Origin of the sequence: Micromonospora costi (assembly GCF_003626655.1) — a bacterium.
GTDB lineage: Bacteria > Actinomycetota > Actinomycetes > Mycobacteriales > Micromonosporaceae > Micromonospora > Micromonospora costi.
In genome coordinates this window covers 822,451-838,456 of the sequence record NZ_RBAN01000002.1, presented here as the reverse complement: position 1 = coordinate 838,456, position 16,006 = coordinate 822,451, and the positions used below count along the sequence as shown (strand labels likewise).

The following is a 16,006-nucleotide window of genomic DNA, read 5'->3' as shown; positions in this document are numbered from 1 at the left end:
GAGTAGCGGCCCGACCCGCCAGTGCAGAGAGCCGCCGACGTGCTGAGAGGCGGTCTGGCGACGGCCCGTGAAGACCCTCCCGAGCAGCGGGAGGAACGGCCGTGCGCCCAGTAGAGCCCGCCGTCTGGCCCACGTCACGGGCGACGAACGAGGCCCCCGCCTGCGCGGGGGCGAAGGTGCGGTGGCACCGCGAGGACCCGCTCGCCCGCGCCTCCCGGGATCGCGTTGCGATCGACAGAGGAGGTACGCCGTGCAACGCATCCTTTCCCAGCAGCTCCCCACCCACGTCGGCCGGACCGTCCGGATCGCCGGCTGGGTGCACCGCCGTCGGCTGCTCAAGGCCGTGACGTTCCTGATCGTGCGGGACGCCGCGGGCCTGTCCCAGGTGGTGGTGACCGACCCGGCCGTGCGCGCGCAGGTCGAGGCGCTCACCGAGGAGACCGTCGTCGAGGTCACCGGCACGGTGGTCGCGAACGACGTGGCGCCCGCCGGGGTCGAGCTGACCGACCCGGTGGTACGTCCGCTCGGCCCGCCCGCGGTGCCGCCGCCGTTCGACCTCTACCGGCCGGCGCTCACCGCGAGCCTGCCCACCCAGCTCGACAACGCCCCGGTCGCGCTGCGGCATCCGCTGCGGTCGGCGGCGCTGCGCGTCTCGGCGGCCGGCGTGGCCGGCTTCCGGGCCGCACTCGACGCCCGGGACTTCGTCGAGATCCACACGCCGAAGGTGGTCAGCTCGTCCACCGAGTCCGGCGCGAACGTGTTCGCGCTGGACTGGTTCGGCCGGCCCGCGTACCTGGCGCAGTCGCCCCAGTTCTACAAGCAGCTCATGGTGGGCGTCTTCGAGCGGGTGTACGAGGTGGGGCCGGTCTTCCGGGCCGAGCCGCACGACACCGTCCGGCACCTCGCCCAGTACACGTCGCTCGACGCCGAGTTGGGTTTCGTCGCCGACCACCGCGACGTGATGCGCGTGCTGCGGGACGTCGTCGCCGCGATGCTGGACAGCGTCGCGGAGCGGGCCGCGGGCGCGGTGGCGACGCTGGGGCTTCCGCTCCCGGCGGTGCCCGCGGAGATCCCGGCGGTGCACTTCACCGAGGCGTTGAAGATCGCGGGCGCGCCGGCCGACGAGCCCGACCTCGCCCCGGCACACGAGCGCGCGCTTGGTGCGTGGGCGCAGCGCGAGCACGGGTCGGACTTCCTCTTCGTCACCGGGTACCCGATGGCGAAGCGCCCGTTCTACACCCACCCGGACCCGGCCCGGCCCGGCTACAGCAACGGCTTCGACCTGCTCTTCCGTGGGGTGGAGCTGGTCACCGGCGGTCAGCGGCTGCACCGGCACGCCGACTACCTGGCCGCGCTCGCGCAGCGGGGCGAGCCGGTCGAGCCGTACGCGGGCTACCTGGACGCGTTCCGGCACGGGATGCCGCCGCACGGCGGTTTCGCCATCGGCCTGGAGCGTTTCGTCGCCCGCCTGACCGGCGCGGCCAACGTCCGTGAGGTCACCGCGTTCCCACGGGACCTGCACCGCCTCACACCCTGACCGGGTGATCGCGTCCGGCATCCGGGTACCCCTCGCCGTCGGCGAGGGGTACCCGGCCGCGGGTCTGCGCCGTTGTTCCGCCGTGGCGGCGGATCGTCAGCGGTTGGCGGGGGCGAGAGGGGTGACGACCCCCGCGGGCGCGACGGGCAGGCAGCGCTTGTGCTCGGTGGCCCGGTACCGGGCGACCAGCGCCTCCTCCACCTCGACCGGGACGGACCCGCCCTCCAGGTACTCGTCGATGTGCTCGTACGCGAGGCCGAGCGCGTCCTCGTCGAGCTTGCCCGGGGCCAGGCTCTCCAAGTCGGCCGTGGGCGCCTTGCCGACCAGGTCGGCGGGGGCGCCGAGCGTCGCGGCGATGGCCCGCACCCGCCGCTTGGTCAGCCCGGTGAGCGGTACGACGTCCGCCGCCCCGTCGCCGTGCTTGGTGAAGAAGCCGGTGACCGCCTCGGCCGCGTGGTCGGTGCCGACCACCAGGCCGCCCAGCGCGCCGGCCACCGCGTACTGGGCGATCATGCGCTGCCGGGCCTTGACGTTGCCGTGCACGAAATCCTGCTGGGCGGCGTCGCGGAAGGTCAGCCCACCCGCGACCAACGCGTCGAGCGCGGCGTCGCTGGCGGGCTTCACGTCGACCGTGAGCACCCGGTCGGGCCGGATGAACGCCAGCGCCGCCTGGGCGTGGTACTCGTCGGCCTGCACGCCGTACGGCAGCCGCATGGCCACGAACGTCGCCGGGTGACCGGCGTCGCGGGCCCGTTCGACCGCGAGCTGGCAGAGGCGACCCGCGGTGGTGGAGTCCACCCCGCCGCTGATGCCGAGCACCAGCGCGGACAGCCCGGTGTCGACCAGGCGGTCGGCGAGGAAGACCACCCGGCGTTCGATCTCGGCGGCGGCGTCGAAGACCGGCGACACCTGGAGGTCGGCGGCGATCCGCTGCTGCGTCGTCAGCGCTTCGGTCACGGGGATCCCTTCGGTGTCAGGCGGGGCCCAGCAGGTCCCAGCGGTTGCCGGCGATGTCGCGGAAGACGGCGACCGTGCCGTACGCCTCGGTGCGCGGCGGCCGGACGAACTCGACGCCGGCGTCCACCATGCGGCGGTACGTGGCGTCGAAGTCGTCCACCCGCAGGAAGAAGCCGACCCGCCCGGCGACCTGGTTGCCGATAGCGGCGGCCTGCTCGTTCCCGTCGGCCCGGGCGAGGAGCAGACCGGTCTGGGCACCGGGCGGGCGGACCACCACCCAGCGCTTGGGGCGGCCGTCGTTGGTGAGCGACGGCTCGTCCTCGGCCAGCTCGAAGCCGAGAACCTCGGTGAAGAAGGCGATCGCCGGGTCGTACTCGGCGACCACGATGGTGACGAGGTCGATCTGCATCCGGGTCAGGACTCGACGGCCGTGAGGGTGGGCAGGTGCCGCTCCACGACGGGCAGCACGTCGGCGACGGTGACCGGGCGGCCCAGCTCGGCGGTGAGGGACGTGGTGCCGGCGTCACGGATGCCGCACGGCACGATCCGGTCGAAGTACGTGAGGTCACAGTCGCAGTTGATCGAGAACCCGTGCAGGGTCACGCCGCGGGCCACCCGGATGCCGATCGCTGCGACCTTGCGGGCCGGCCCCCGGTCGTCCTCGGGCACCCACACCCCGCTGCGGCCCTCGACCCGGCCGGCGGTCAACCCGAACTCGGCGCAGACGTCGATCAGCATCTGCTCGGTGCGCCGGACGTAGGCGACCACGTCGACGGGGTCGGGCAGCCGCACGATCGGGTAGCCGACGAGCTGGCCGGGGCCGTGCCAGGTGATCTTGCCACCCCGGTCGACGTCGATGACCGGGGTGCCGTCCATCGGCCGGTCCCAGGGTTCGGTGCGCTTGCCGGCCGTGTAGACGCTCGGGTGCTCCAGCAGCAGGACGGTGTCGCCCTGCTCGCCGGCCACCACCGACTCGTGCAACCGGCGCTGCTCATCCCAGGCGGCCTGGTAGTCGAGGACACCGGCGCGGACGGCCGTGAGGCCGGGGGAGGTCGTCGTGCTCACGCCGTTCAGCGTAGTCCCGTGGCGGGCCGGAAGCGCTGGTGAGCCGCCTCACCGGTGCGCCGCCGTGCCGGCGCCGAGTGGGGCCCGGCCGGCGGCGGGCCGGGGGTCGGCCGGCGGCCGGGCCTCGTGCGGACGGCCCGTCAGGAGCGGGGGACCCGCCAGAGCCACACGTCGTCGACCCGCTCCGGCCGGCCCAGCAGCGCGGTCGCCGTACGCCGGACGGCGTCCTCGTCGACCTCGAACTTCGCGCCGTGCACCTGGTCGGGCAGCACCACCGCCTCGACCCGCCAGTACGCGAGGTCTGCCCGGACCTCCCGGATCGTGCCGTCCGTGACGATGGGCACCAGCCCCGTCCGGCCGGCCTGGTCCATGAGCGCGCTGAACGTGCGCGGCACGGGCCCGATGCGGCCCCGGCCGTCCGGGCCGCCGGGGCCGAGGAAGAACCCGGCCGGGATGCGGAACTCGCCCTGCCGGTGGGCCAGAGCGTACGCCTGCCAGCGCTGGCCGTCCGGATAGACGTCCACGGCCACCGGGACCGGGGTGAGCACCTCGCCCGGGGACACGTAGTCCCGCCAGGTGCCGGCCGTGATGAACCGGGGGATCGGTTCCCGCTCGTCGGTGAGCAGCGGCGTGGGCACGAGCGGCAGCAACGCGACCACGAAGCCGAGCGCCCAGGCCGCCTCGGTGGAGCGGTGCCGCGGCGGGTGGGTGCGCAGGCGGTCGACCATGAACGCGAGCAGCAGGCCGATCAGCGGCGCCACCACCAGCGCGAGGCGGGCGGGCAGCGCGGCGTTCACCACCGGCAGGTGCCCGAGCAGGTCGAACGGCATGGGCACGTCGGTGCGCCTCCCGTCGACCTTGGCGACCGGCCCCCAGGACAGCACGCTGAAGATCACCGCGGTGACACCCAGCGCCCAGAGGGTGGCTCGGCGGCCCGGGTCGGCCCGTCGAAAGAGCGCCACGAAGCAGACCACGGACAGGAGCAGCAGCGGCAGCCCGAAGAACGAGTTCTCCTCGGTGGGGTTGGGCGCGAGCGAGGTGCCCAGCCCGGCCTGGCCGGCCAGGGACCGGCGGGGGAACGCGCCGAACGCGGCGATGTCCTCCGAGTGGACCACCGGGTCGAAGCCGGTGCCGTGGAAGCGCTGGGGGCCGGCGAAGTGCAGCCACAGCGGGTACGCCAGCAGCGCCCCGGCCACCACGGCGGTGATCGCGAGCCCGCGCAGGAAGGTCGGCAGGGCGGCCCGCGCCTCCGCCCGGCGTGCCGGGTGCACCGCCCAGACGACGAGGAAGACGCCGAGCGCGAGGGCCGTGAAGAACAGCCCCTCGGCGGCGATGGAGAACGCGACCGCCACGAGGACGCCGAGCACGATGCCGTCGCGTAGCCAGTGTTCCGGCCGGCGCAGCGCGAACAGCCGCCAGATCAGCAGCGGCACCAGCCACCCGGCGGTCCAGTTCAGGTGGGCGTTGGCGTGCGAGACCATGCCGGGGGAGTAGGCCACGAACAGCCCGCCGACGCCGGCGGCCAGCCGGCTGCGGACCAGCTGGCGGGAGAACAGCAGGTACCAGGCGATAGCGGTGGCGGCCAGGTTCAGGGTGAGGATCACCAGGAACGTGACCGGGGGGCCGACCAGGTACGTCAGCGGCGCGAAGACCACGGCGTACACCGTGATGGAGGTGTTGACCGCGAGGTTCACGCCGTCCGGGACGTTGATGAGGTGCGTGAAGAACGGGTTCTCCCCGTGGGTCAGCGCGTGCCCGCCGAAGGCCAGCAGCCACTCGAAGAGCGCCTGGTCGCTGGAGTTGACCGTGATCGTCCGGACGTTCGGGTCGCGCCACATTCCGCTGGTCACCCAGACGGCGAGCGCGAGCGCGGCCAGCACCACGATCAGGTCGGCCCGGCGCCCCCGGACGGCGCGTGGCGGCGAGGCGGGTGCGGGCCCGGCGGCCACAGACGGGGAGGTCGGCACGCAGCGGACGTTACCAATCGGATCTGGACGTGCCGGTCATACATGCGAGGAGGGGCACCAACTTGTCGCCGACTCGGGGGAACACAACGGAGATGGTGAATGTGTAGCCGTGCCCCATGTCACAGCCCTGTCATCGCGACGTAACGTCGCGGCAATTCGCAGGTGACCCAGTTCACATTCCGCAACCGGGAGGCCGCCGTGCGCCGCTCCTCGTATCTGCTCACCCGGCTGACCGCGGTGGTCGCCGGGCTCCTCCTCACCGTCGCGGGCGCCCTCACCCTCGCCGCGACTCCCGCCCAGGCCGCGAGCCTCACCCAGGTCGCGAGCTTCGGCTCCAACCCCGGCAACCTCACCATGTACGCGTACCGGCCGGACAACCTGCCGGCCAACTCCCCGGCCGTGGTGCTGCTGCACGGCTGCACCCAGAACGCCTCCGGGTACTTCGCCAACTCCGGCTGGCAGAAGTACGCCGACCAGTGGAAGTTCGCGCTCATCGTGGCCGAGCAGAAGTCCGGCAACAACGCGAACGCCTGCTTCAACTGGTTCGAGCCCGGGGACACCGCGCGCGGCCAGGGCGAGGCGCTGTCCATCAAGCAGATGGTCGACCACGCCAAGACCAACTTCGGCGTCGACGGCAGCCGCGTCTACGTGAGCGGGCTCTCCGCCGGAGCGGCGATGAGCGCGGTCATGCTCGCCACCTACCCGGACGTCTTCGCCGCCGGGTCCATCATCGCCGGCATCCCGTACCGCTGCGCCACCAGCATGGTCAACGCGTTCAGCTGCATGACCCCCGGCACCGACAAGTCCCCCGCCGCCTGGGGTGACCTGGTCCGCGGCGCGTACTCCGGCTACACCGGCCCCCGGCCGCGCGTCGCGATCTGGCACGGCACCTCGGACTACACCGTCGCCCCGCTCAACGCCACCGAGTCGCGGGACCAGTGGACCAACGTCCGCGGCATCTCGCAGACCCCGACCAGCACGTCGTCCCTGCCCGGCGGCACGAGCCTGGAGGTGTACGGCAACGACGAGGTCCGCCTCTACCGGGTCTCCGGCATGGGCCACGGCACGCCCGTCGACCCGGGTAGCGGCGCCGACCAGTGCGGCACCGCCGGCGCGTACTTCCTCGACACCATCTGCTCGACGTACCGGGACGCGGTTTTCTTCGGTCTGGGCGGCGGTGGCACCGACCCCACCAACCCGCCGCCCACCACGACCCCGCCGCCGACCACGACCCCGCCGGCGCCGACCTGCGTGACCGCGAGCAACTACGCCCACGTCAGCGCGGGTCGGGCCTACCAGTCCGGCGGGTACGCGTACGCGAACGGCTCGAACCAGCGGATGGGCCTCTACAACACCTTCTACACCAGCGCGCTCAAGCAGACGGGCCCCAACTACTGGGTGGTCGGCTGCTGACCCCCCCGCCCCCCGTCGTCCGCCGCGCCCCCGCCCCCCTCGCCTGATCATGAAGTTATTGCCCCGACACGCCGACGTAGAGGGCAATAACTTCATGATCACCGGGGAGATCGGGGGAGAGCCCCGGGGCGGGCGGGGCTACTCCGTCAGCGCGGCGTGCAGGGCGCTTCGTAGGTCGGGGTAGCGGTAGGAGAAGCCGGCCCGGGTCAGGACGCCGGGCAGGACCCGGGAGCTGGACAGCGTCTCGTGGGAGAAACCGCCGAGCACGACCTTCAGCGCCAACGCCGGAACCGGCAGGATCGCCGGCCGGTGCAGCTGCCGGGCCAGCTCCTTCGTGAACTCGGCGTTGGTGACCGGGGCCGGGCCGACCATGTTGACCGGCCCGGCCACGTCGTCCCGCTCCAGCAGGAACACGGTGGCGTCCAGGAAGTCGGCCATCGACAGCCACGGCCACCACTGCCGGCCGCTGCCCAGCCGGCCGGAGACGCCCAGCCGCATCGGCAGCAGCTGCGGCTTGAGCATCCCGCCGTCGCGGTGCATCGGCAGGCCGGTGCGCAGCCGCACCACCCGGACGTCCGCGTCCTCGGCCGGCCGGGTTGCCGCCTCCCACACCCGGCACACGTCGGCGAGGAATCCCTCGCCGGCCGGCGCGTCCTCCTCCACGGCGCGGTCGCCCGTGTCGCCGTACCAGCCGACGGCCGACGCGTTGAGCAGCACCGCCGGCCGGTCTTCGGCCGCCAGCCCGGCCATGGTGATCGCCAGGGTGGTCGTGCTGTCCACCCGGCTGGACCGGATGACCTGCCGGTACTCCGCGTTCCACCGCCGGTCACCCACGCCCGCGCCGGCCAGGTTGACCACCGCGTCGGCGTCGGCCACCACGGCCGGGTCCAGCTGCGCGGCGGACGGGTTCCACTGCCGCTCGTCCGGCGTCCGCGGCGGGCGGCGGACCAGCCGCGTGACCTGGTGCCCGTCGGCGGCGAACCGGGCGGCCAGCCGGGTGCCGAGGAAGCCGGACGCACCGGCCATGAGGATCCGCATGCTCATATCTTCCGGTACGGGCGGCGGGCCTCACGCGTTGAGCCGGGACCCCGGGCTCATTTCACCGTGGACGGCCGCACGTCGGCCAGCAGGCGCTCCACCTCGGCCACCGCGTCGGCGCCGATCGGGCCGAGCGCGAGCGTCGCGAAGTTCTCCTCCGCCTGGGCCACGGTGCGCGCCCCGGGGATCGGCACCGTCCGGGGGCTGCGGGCCAGCAGCCATCCCAGCGCGCCCTGCGCGAGGGTACGCCCGTCGGCCGTGAGCACGCCGCGGATCTGCTCGACCCGCTCCGCCCACTGCGGCGTCGGCCGTCCGTCGGTGAACCAGACAAGCCAGTCCGGCGCCATCCCGCGTACGTCGTCGCGGCCGACGGCCCGCTGCGAGCCGGTGAGCAGGCCCATCGCGAGGGGCCCCCGGTTGAGGCTGGCGAGGTCGTACGTGTCGCAGACCGCCAGCATCGCGGCGTTGTCGAGCAGCACCGACTGGTCGTGCTGGATCGCGGTGCAGTGCTTGCCGGCCTGCGCGAACGCCTCGGCCGAGTCGGGGTGGTCGGTGCTCCAGCCGTACGCCCGGATCTTGCCCTGCGTCACCAGGTCCTCCAGCGTGCCGACCAGGTCGAGCGCGGCGGGCGCCGGAAGGTCGTTGATGTGCAGCTGGTACAGGTCGACGTGGTCGGTGCCGAGCCGGCGCAGCGACTCCTCCAGGCTCCGCACCGCGTACGCCGCGCTGGCGTCGGTGCCGGTCCATTGGCGGGTCGCCTCCTCGGCGCGGTTGCCGAACTTGGTGGCGATCACCGCCCGGTCGCGGCGGCCGGCGAGCGCCCGACCGAGGACCCGCTCGCTGTGCCCCGCGCCGTAGTTGCTCGCGGTGTCGAACAGGGTCACACCGGCGTCGAGCGCCGCGTGGATGGTGCGGACCGACTCGTCGTCGTCGACCTCGCCCCAGCCGAACGGCTGCCCGCCCTTGCCCCACAGTGGCCCGCCGATGGCCCAGCAGCCCATGCCGATCGCGCTGACCTCGATGCCGCTGCGGCCCAGTCTCCGTGTCATCGTCATGCACATCAGCCTTCAACCTGGAGCGCGCTCCAGGTCAAGCACTAGCCTCGACGGCATGTACGCGCCCTCGGAGGCCGCCCGGCGCAGCGGCTTCAGCCTCGACACCCTGCGCTACTACGAGAAGATCGGCCTGCTCAGCGGCGTCGGCCGCACCTCGGGAGGCCGGCGGGTCTTCACCGACGACGACCTGGGCTGGCTCGTGCTGTTCCGCTGCCTGCGGGACACCGGGATGCCCATCGCACAGATGTGCCGGTACGCCGAACTGGCCCGCGAGGGCGAGCACACCGCCGCCGAGCGGAAGGCGCTGCTGGAGGAGCACGCCGCGCGGGTCGAGGAGCAGATGCGCCTGCTCCAGCGCCAGTACGACCACCTCCGCGAGAAGATCCGCTACTACGAGACGGTGACCGGGCCCGCCGAGGCCACGGCCCTGCCGTAGGGATCCGCGGCCCGCTTGATCCACTCGGCTTCCTGGAAGGCGGGGTGTTCCGGTCCGGTCGACACCGCGACGTCAGGGAAGTCGAGTGGATCAACGCGGTCAGTCGACGGCCGGTCGCGGGTGGGCCGCCCAGCCGACGAACCGGTCGAAGAGCTGGCGGGGCCCGGGCGCGCCGTGCGGGTCGAGCAGGTGCAGGTCGGTGGCCGCGTCGTGCAGCATGCTGCTGAGGTAGAGGCAGAGCGCGACGCGGCTGCCGGCGTACTCGCGGGCCAGGGCGAGCCGGGCCGGCGCGCACGGCCAGGGTGCCGCGGCGTGACCGCGCCGGATCGCCGATGTGGCGGCGTCCGGTGCTTCGGGACACCGCCGCATCGGCGAAACGGAGTCGATCAGGCCGGCCGGGGACGGCCGCTCAGGCAACCGCGCCCGCGGGGCCCGCGGCGGCCGGCCGGGCCGTGATGACGATCGGCCGGGCGCCCAGGCACTGCGGAGCGAAGTGCGCCACGATGTAGTCCCACGCGCCCTTCGCCTCGTCGTACGTGAACGTCGGCTCGCCCTGGAGGTAGACGTTCAGCAGGGTGCGCGGGATGGCCCAGCCGCGCCACCAGCTGTTGGTCTTCGGGGAGTACATGATGCGGTCCACCCCGTCGGTGTGGCACAACCCGACGTAGTGGCCCAGCTCGTGGATCGGCACGTACTTCCAGATGTCGTCGGGGAGGTTGTCGATGAAGGTGACGCCGGAGGCGTCGTGGGCGTCCAGGCCGCACCGGGTGGCGTGCAGGGTGCTCGCGAGCCCGCGCAGCGTGTTCGTGTAGCGGAACACGCCCACCATGATCGGGTGGCAGAGGTCGGAGGTGGCCTGCGCCGGGTCCACCGTCGCGTCGTGGCGATCGAACTTGTCGATCAGGAACTGCGTCTGGGTGCTGGGGACTCCGGTGTGGACGATGTGACCGGCCACGGTGACCTCCCGGATCACCGTGTCGAAGTCCAGCATGAGCGCCAGTTCGCGGCCCTTCTCGCGCGCGGTCGACACCTTTGAGTCCAGCACCCCGTCGCGCATCGGCAGCACGATGAACGGTGGGCCTTCGGCGCCCCGCGTCCGCAGGTACGTGTCGAGGTCGTCGGCGGAGATCGGGTTGTCGAACTCGCCGCCGCCCCCGCCGCCCAGCACCGTCCCCTTCTTGAGGGTCTTGTACCGCTTGCGGTTCCAGAAGCCCTCGGGGAACTCGAAGCCGCACAGCGCCCGCAGGTTGATGGCGCCCTGTTCGTGCAGCACCACCAGGTTGGGCACTCCCGGCTCGCGTGGTGACGGCGTCTCCGAGTCGAGCATCGTCCGGTACGCGGTCCCGTGCAGGCGCAGCCCGAACGCGCCGTGGTCGAGACGGATCGCCTCCTTGATCTGGCTCAGCGTGTCACCGGAGTACTTCGCCTCCAGCAGGCCGCGTACGTAGCGGCGCAGCCGCTCCTTGTTGATCTCCTCGATGATGTAGTCGATCGTGTCGCCGAGCAGCACGATGCGGCCGAGCCGGATGATCCCCAGCACCCCACCGATGACGATCCGCAGCAACCCGTCGAGGATGCGGCGCCAGTCGAGCGTCACGATGCCGACGATCACGTCCCACAGCCCGGAGACGATGTCCACGAGCGCCTCGACGACCACCCCGACGATCTTGCAGACCGTACGGGTCACCCACTTGCCGACGATGACGACGACCCAGCGGATCACCTTCACGAGGATGGTGACGAACCAGCAGACCCAGCCCCGCGGGTCGTACCAGGGGTAGTCCTTGCAGCGTTTCTCCTGCCGCTCCTCCCACTCCTCGACCGGCTTGGAGACCTCTTCCTCGATCCATTCGGTGATTTCGGTGCAGACCAGTGCCATGAGAGATCGCCCCTTCGACTCAGGAGGCGGATCGCAGGGCGCGCAGCCGGGCGAGCAGGCGCTGGCGGCTCCACGCCAGGCCGAGGAGCTTGCCGGCGATGGCCGCCGCGACACAGGTGAGCGCGGCCACGGCGATCGCCGTGCCGCCGCTCGGTCGGGCCAGGACCGCGACCGTCACCGCGACGACGAACGTCAGCGCCGCCCAGGCGCAGCCGCAGTCGTTGAACAGGTGGCGGATGGTCCTGGCCGCTCGATCACGCTCAGTGGCGTCGAGCCCGGGCATGGTGACGGTGACCCGGTCGAGATGGGGGCGCTTCAGCCACGAGACCAGCGTCTCCACCCGATCGAGATCCGCCGGATGAGCGATCTCGATATTCACGGTGCGTCACCTCTTTACGACACCTTCAATGTCGGCGAGGCGGCGGGCACCGTCAAGGGACCGTTCGGGTACCCGACTCTCCCGACCCGGGCGGGAGCGGGAGGGCGGCGGTCAGTCGAGGGTGGCGACCCGGGGCAGGACCGGCGCCAGCGCGTCGAGGGCGGGGGCGCGTACCGCGAAACGGGTGATGCCCCAGCGGCGCCGGTGCCCGGCGACCGCCGCGACGATCTCGTCCTCGGTGCCCATGAGCACGTACGGGGTGGCGAGCAGCTCGGCGACGCTCAGCCCGACCTCCCGGGCCATGTCCGCGGCGGCGGCCTCCGCGTCGTCGGTCACCTCGACCCGCTGCACGAGCGCCTCCAGCACCGGTGGCTCGGTGCGGCCCGCCGCGCCGGCCGCCACCTGGGCGAGCTGCGCCTCGATGTCCGCGGCGCGCCAGCGCACCTCGTGCTGGTAACCGTCGGGCAGCGTACGGCCGAGACCGGCCAGCCCCACGACGTCGGCGTGCGCGCCGGCCCAGCGCAGCAGGCACGAGTTCGCGGTGCCGACGGTCAGCGGAATGCGCCGCTGCACGGGGCGCGGCGTGTCCAGCCGGGCGTCCCGGAGCACCAGGTCGGGCGTGTCCACGGTGACCTCCTCCCCGTCGAGCAGCCGCCGGACCGCGTCCGCCACGGCCACCGCCCGGCGTACGCGTCCCGCCACGTCCGGCCGCTCCCGCCCGACGGCCCGCCACTCGGCCGGCGTGTGCCCGGCGCCGATGCCCAGCCGCGCCCGCCCGCCGGAGACCAGGTCGAGGGTGGCCACGTCGGCGGCGAGCAGCATCGGCTCCCGGATGCCGGCGTTCGAGACGTTCGAGCCGAGCCCGATCGTGGTGGTCACCGCCGCGGCGGCGGCCAGGGCCACGAAGGGCGTGGCCGCCGCTCCCGGGTGGTCGGGGGCCAGGAGGGCGTCGTAGCCGGCGGCCTCGGCGCGCCGGGCCAGCTCGACCCACTCGGCGGCGGTGCCGGACGGGGTGGCGTGGAGGGAGAAGGTGACCATGCGCCCCAGCCTGCCGGGCCGTGCCCGGCGGCAGCCAGCCTGACGGGGCCGATTCTGCTACCGGCAGACCACGGGAGTTCCGTGCGCCCGCGGCTGGGGCAGCTCGACCCGGCGCCGCGCGACGCCCCCGGCGGGACCCCTCATCCCGGCTCGGGCTTCTCCTCGTCGACCTCGTGCCACGCGGCGCGGAAGGCCACCTCGTGCGCCTCGTGGCTGGCCTTCTCCTTGAAGACGGCCTCGCGCAGGGCCTGCCGCGAGTCGGCCATGACGACCACCTCGACCGCCACCAGGCCGATGCAGATCAGGGTCAGCAGCGCGAGCGAGCCGAGCGCGGGGAGCAGCGCGGCCACCGGAATGGCGGTGGCGAGCACCACCACCACGCCCACCCGGGTCCAGGAGAGGGTGTGCAGGGTGCGGGCCTGGAACAGCATGCCGCCGACGAAATAGCAGATGACCCCGCCGTAGAGCAGCGGCACGCCGGGCCCGTGCGGTGGCTCCCCGGGGCCCACGTGCGGGTCGCTGATTTGGCGGACGATCTCCTCGGCGCCGAGGGCGAAGAGGATGATCCCCGCGATCATCACCAGGTAGAAGTAGGCGTACGCGTCGCGGGCCATCGCCACCCGGGGCCGGCCCAGCGCGGCGTGCTGCGCGATCCGGGCGGCCGGGCCGATCACGTCGAAGTGCGCCCACCACAGCGCCGCGGTGAAGACGACGCCGCACACGGCCGCGGTCACCGCGCCCCAGGTGACGGGTTGGCCGAGCAGGTTGCCGCCGACGCCCACCGAGATGATCGACTCGCCGAGCGCGATGATGAGGATCAGGTCGTACCGCTCTGTCCAGTGCTCGGCCGAGGCGACGGTCCAGCCCCAGGCACCGGCCACGAGGCCGCTCGCGTACTGCATCGCCACGACGGCGACCCAGAGCGCGTCGCGGAGCATCGTCGCGTAGCCGTGGTGGTCGATGGACGGCGGGACCAGCGCGGCGGCGAGCAGCAGGACGGTGCTGATCACCACCTCCGGCGAGTACTTCAGCAGCAGCCGCCGTTCGCCCGGTTTCTCCTTCGCGATGTTCCAGTAGAGCAGCAGGTGCACACCGCGGATCACCAGGTAGCTGATGGCCACGACGATCGGGCCCGCGGCGGTCTGCCGCGGATCGCCGAACGCCTGCGGCAGGGAGAGCGCGAAACAGAACAGGGCGGCCATCCCGATGACCATGAGCACCGGGACGAAGCCCTCACCGAGCCGGACGCGGGTGGCGACCACGCTGTGAACCACCCAGCACCACCAGAGCACGGCGAGCACGAGCATGGCGTGCAGCAGGCTGCTGCCGGTGATGTTCATGGCCGTGGCACGCGTGATGATGAAGAACGAGAAGACGAAGACGAGGTCGAAGAAGACCTCGAACCGGTCGACCCGCGCGCCCGGCGCGACGGCGACGGCCGGACCCAGCCGTCCGCGCCACCGCTGACCACCCATCGGTCGAGTCTGTCAGCGGCCCGGGCGCCCGGGCGCCCGAACCGATCAACTGCCGGCGCGGTAGCGCAGACCGTCCATGAGCAGGTCGAGCAGGCGGCGGGCCTGGTCACGCCGGTCCGGCTCGCCGGCCGCGAGGGAGACCCCGCTCAGGCTCGCGAGCACGTCGGCCACCGCGACGTCGGCCCGGACGGTCCCGGCCTCGGCGCCCGCCCTGAGCAGCAGGTCGAGCGCGCCGTACAGCCGGTCGCGGCTCTCGGCGTACGGGTTGGCCCCGGTCGCGATGACGAGTCGCAGCGCGTCGGCCATGCCCCGCTTGGCGGCGAGGTAGTCGATGAAGAGGTCCATCCAGGCGCGGACGGCCCGCTCCGGCGGCAGCCGGTCGAGCAGGTCCGGGGCGGCGTCGCAGAGCTTGCCCAGCTCGTTGCGGTAGGCGGCCTCGACCAGCGCCTCCCGGGTGGGGAAGTGGCGGTAGAGGGTGCCGATGCCCACCCCTGCGGCACGGGCGATGGACTCGAGCGTTACCTCCGGCCCGCTCTGGGAAAACGCCCGTACCGCGGCGTCCAGCAGCCGCTGGCGGTTGCGCTGGGCGTCCGCCCGCAGCGGTCGGGGGGCGGCGTGAGCCATGTCGCCTCCTGGGTGGCCGTGACCGGGTGACAAGCGGAGGGTCCTCCGATTAGTGTCGACCGTAACGGAGGGTCCTCCGCTTCTCATCGTAGCGGCCGGCCACGCCGGTCCGCCGCCGACAAGGATGGATCATGACCAGCACACGTGTGAGCACACCCTTCTCCCGCGAGACCACGGCGCTCGAGGTGGTGCACGGCGTCGACCTCGCCGGCCGCCGGGCGGTCGTCACCGGCGGCGCGTCCGGCATCGGCGTCGAGACCGCGCGGGCGCTCGCGAAGGCCGGCGCCGACGTCACCCTCGCGGTCCGCAAGCCGGACGACGGCCAGCGGGCCGCCGCCGACATCACCGCCACCACCGGCAACGACCACATCCTCGTGGCGCCGCTGGACCTCGCCGACCAGACCTCGGTGGCCACGTTCGTGGCGAACTGGGACGGCCCGCTGCACATCCTCGTCAACAACGCCGGGATGATGGCGTCGCCGGAGATGCGGACCCCGCAGGGCTGGGAGATGCAGTTCGCCACCAACCACCTGGGGCACTTCGCGCTGGCCACCGGCCTGCGCCCGGCACTGGCCGCGGCCGGGGGCGCACGCGTCGTGGCGGTCAGCTCGGCGGCCCACCTGCGCTCGCCCGTCGTCTTCGACGACATCCACTTCGCCCACCGGGAGTACGACCCCTGGCTGGCGTACGGGCAGTCCAAGACCGCCAACGTGCTGTTCGCCGTCGAGGCGACCCGGCGGTGGGCGGACGACGGCATCCTCGTCAACTCGCTGCACCCGGGCGCGATCCGGACCAACCTCCAGCGCTACATCAGCGAGGAGGAACTGGAGCGGATGCGGGCGCAGACGGGCGGCACCGCGGGCGGCGGCTACTGGAAGACCACCGAGCAGGGCGCCGCCACCTCGGTCCTGCTCGCCACCTCGCCGCTGCTCGACGGCGTCGGCGGGCGCTACTTCGAGGACTGCCAGGAGGCCGGGCCGAACCAGCCGGGCACCCGCACCGGCTACGCGCCGTACGCGCTCGACCCGGAGGCCGCCGAGCGGCTCTGGCAGGTGTCCGAGGAGACGCTGCGCGCGGCCTGAGGCCACGAGACGGCGAAGGGCGCCCCGGTCGACGACCGGGGCGCCCTTGCGCGTGGGTGCG

Annotated in this window: 16 protein-coding genes; 4 read left to right on the top strand and 12 right to left on the bottom strand. The window is 73.0% G+C overall.

Annotation, left to right across the window (positions count from 1 at the left end; translation table 11 throughout):
- The first annotated feature begins 250 nt into the window (after positions 1-250).
- On the top strand, positions 251-1,537 hold the full coding sequence (gene aspS, locus D7193_RS14540; protein WP_120780001.1) for an aspartate--tRNA(Asn) ligase: 1,287 nt from the start codon (positions 251-253) through the stop codon (positions 1,535-1,537).
- A gap of 96 nt (positions 1,538-1,633) precedes the next feature.
- On the opposite strand, the gene nadE is transcribed toward aspS, so the two are convergent.
- The 4 genes from nadE to D7193_RS14520 all read right to left on the bottom strand — a co-directional run bounded on the left by nadE (position 1,634) and on the right by D7193_RS14520 (position 5,526).
- On the bottom strand, positions 1,634-2,494 hold the full coding sequence (gene nadE / locus D7193_RS14535) for an ammonia-dependent NAD(+) synthetase (protein ID WP_120780000.1): 861 nt from the start codon (positions 2,492-2,494) through the stop codon (positions 1,634-1,636).
- Positions 2,495-2,510: 16 nt separating this feature from the next.
- Positions 2,511-2,903: a VOC family protein gene (locus tag D7193_RS14530; RefSeq protein ID WP_120779999.1), complete on the bottom strand. Its 393-nt coding sequence runs from the start codon at positions 2,901-2,903 to the stop codon at positions 2,511-2,513.
- Between the two features lie 5 nt (positions 2,904-2,908).
- On the bottom strand, positions 2,909-3,559 hold the full coding sequence (lipB, locus tag D7193_RS14525) for a lipoyl(octanoyl) transferase LipB (RefSeq protein ID WP_120779998.1): 651 nt from the start codon (positions 3,557-3,559) through the stop codon (positions 2,909-2,911).
- A 140-nt stretch (positions 3,560-3,699) separates the two neighbouring features.
- Complete coding sequence (locus D7193_RS14520; RefSeq protein ID WP_120779997.1) at positions 3,700-5,526, bottom strand: DUF6311 domain-containing protein; 1,827 nt, start codon at positions 5,524-5,526, stop codon at positions 3,700-3,702.
- A gap of 198 nt (positions 5,527-5,724) precedes the next feature.
- Between D7193_RS14520 and D7193_RS14515 the strand changes: the two genes are divergently transcribed.
- Positions 5,725-6,939: an extracellular catalytic domain type 1 short-chain-length polyhydroxyalkanoate depolymerase gene (locus D7193_RS14515; protein WP_120780409.1), complete on the top strand. Its 1,215-nt coding sequence runs from the start codon at positions 5,725-5,727 to the stop codon at positions 6,937-6,939.
- Positions 6,940-7,077: 138 nt separating this feature from the next.
- On the opposite strand, the gene D7193_RS14510 is transcribed toward D7193_RS14515, so the two are convergent.
- Both D7193_RS14510 and D7193_RS14505 read right to left on the bottom strand, forming a co-directional pair.
- Positions 7,078-7,977 (bottom strand): TIGR01777 family oxidoreductase, encoded by a 900-nt coding sequence (locus D7193_RS14510; RefSeq protein WP_120780408.1) that lies wholly within the window; start codon positions 7,975-7,977, stop codon positions 7,078-7,080.
- 56 nt (positions 7,978-8,033) lie between these two features.
- Entirely contained in the window at positions 8,034-9,032 is a 999-nt protein-coding gene (locus D7193_RS14505; protein ID WP_120779996.1) for an aldo/keto reductase, read from the bottom strand.
- A 55-nt stretch (positions 9,033-9,087) separates the two neighbouring features.
- On the opposite strand from D7193_RS14505, the gene D7193_RS14500 reads away from it, so the two are divergent.
- Positions 9,088-9,468, top strand: coding sequence for a MerR family transcriptional regulator (locus D7193_RS14500; protein ID WP_241562985.1), 381 nt, complete (start codon positions 9,088-9,090; stop codon positions 9,466-9,468).
- Between the two features lie 99 nt (positions 9,469-9,567).
- Here D7193_RS14500 and D7193_RS14495 read toward each other — a convergent pair whose 3' ends face one another.
- From D7193_RS14495 to D7193_RS14470, 6 genes are all read right to left on the bottom strand, one after another.
- Positions 9,568-9,837 (bottom strand): hypothetical protein, encoded by a 270-nt coding sequence (locus D7193_RS14495; RefSeq protein ID WP_120779994.1) that lies wholly within the window; start codon positions 9,835-9,837, stop codon positions 9,568-9,570.
- Between the two features lie 40 nt (positions 9,838-9,877).
- The gene (locus D7193_RS14490; RefSeq protein ID WP_120779993.1) at positions 9,878-11,347 is read right to left on the bottom strand and encodes a hypothetical protein; all 1,470 of its coding nucleotides are present in this window, start codon (positions 11,345-11,347) and stop codon (positions 9,878-9,880) included.
- Positions 11,348-11,366: 19 nt separating this feature from the next.
- Positions 11,367-11,726 (bottom strand): hypothetical protein, encoded by a 360-nt coding sequence (locus D7193_RS14485; protein ID WP_147434383.1) that lies wholly within the window; start codon positions 11,724-11,726, stop codon positions 11,367-11,369.
- Between the two features lie 111 nt (positions 11,727-11,837).
- Positions 11,838-12,764 (bottom strand): LLM class flavin-dependent oxidoreductase, encoded by a 927-nt coding sequence (locus tag D7193_RS14480; protein ID WP_120779991.1) that lies wholly within the window; start codon positions 12,762-12,764, stop codon positions 11,838-11,840.
- Positions 12,765-12,904: 140 nt separating this feature from the next.
- A complete protein-coding gene (locus tag D7193_RS14475; protein ID WP_120779990.1) occupies positions 12,905-14,239 on the bottom strand; it encodes a low temperature requirement protein A in 1,335 nt (444 codons plus the stop codon).
- A gap of 45 nt (positions 14,240-14,284) precedes the next feature.
- Positions 14,285-14,863 carry a TetR/AcrR family transcriptional regulator gene (locus D7193_RS14470; RefSeq protein ID WP_120779989.1) on the bottom strand — a complete coding sequence of 193 codons (579 nt, stop codon included), beginning with the start codon at positions 14,861-14,863 and terminating at the stop codon, positions 14,285-14,287.
- 128 nt (positions 14,864-14,991) lie between these two features.
- Here D7193_RS14470 and D7193_RS14465 point away from each other — a divergent pair, with 128 nt between their 5' ends.
- Complete coding sequence (locus D7193_RS14465; protein WP_120779988.1) at positions 14,992-15,945, top strand: SDR family NAD(P)-dependent oxidoreductase; 954 nt, start codon at positions 14,992-14,994, stop codon at positions 15,943-15,945.
- The last annotated feature ends 61 nt before the right edge of the window (positions 15,946-16,006 follow it).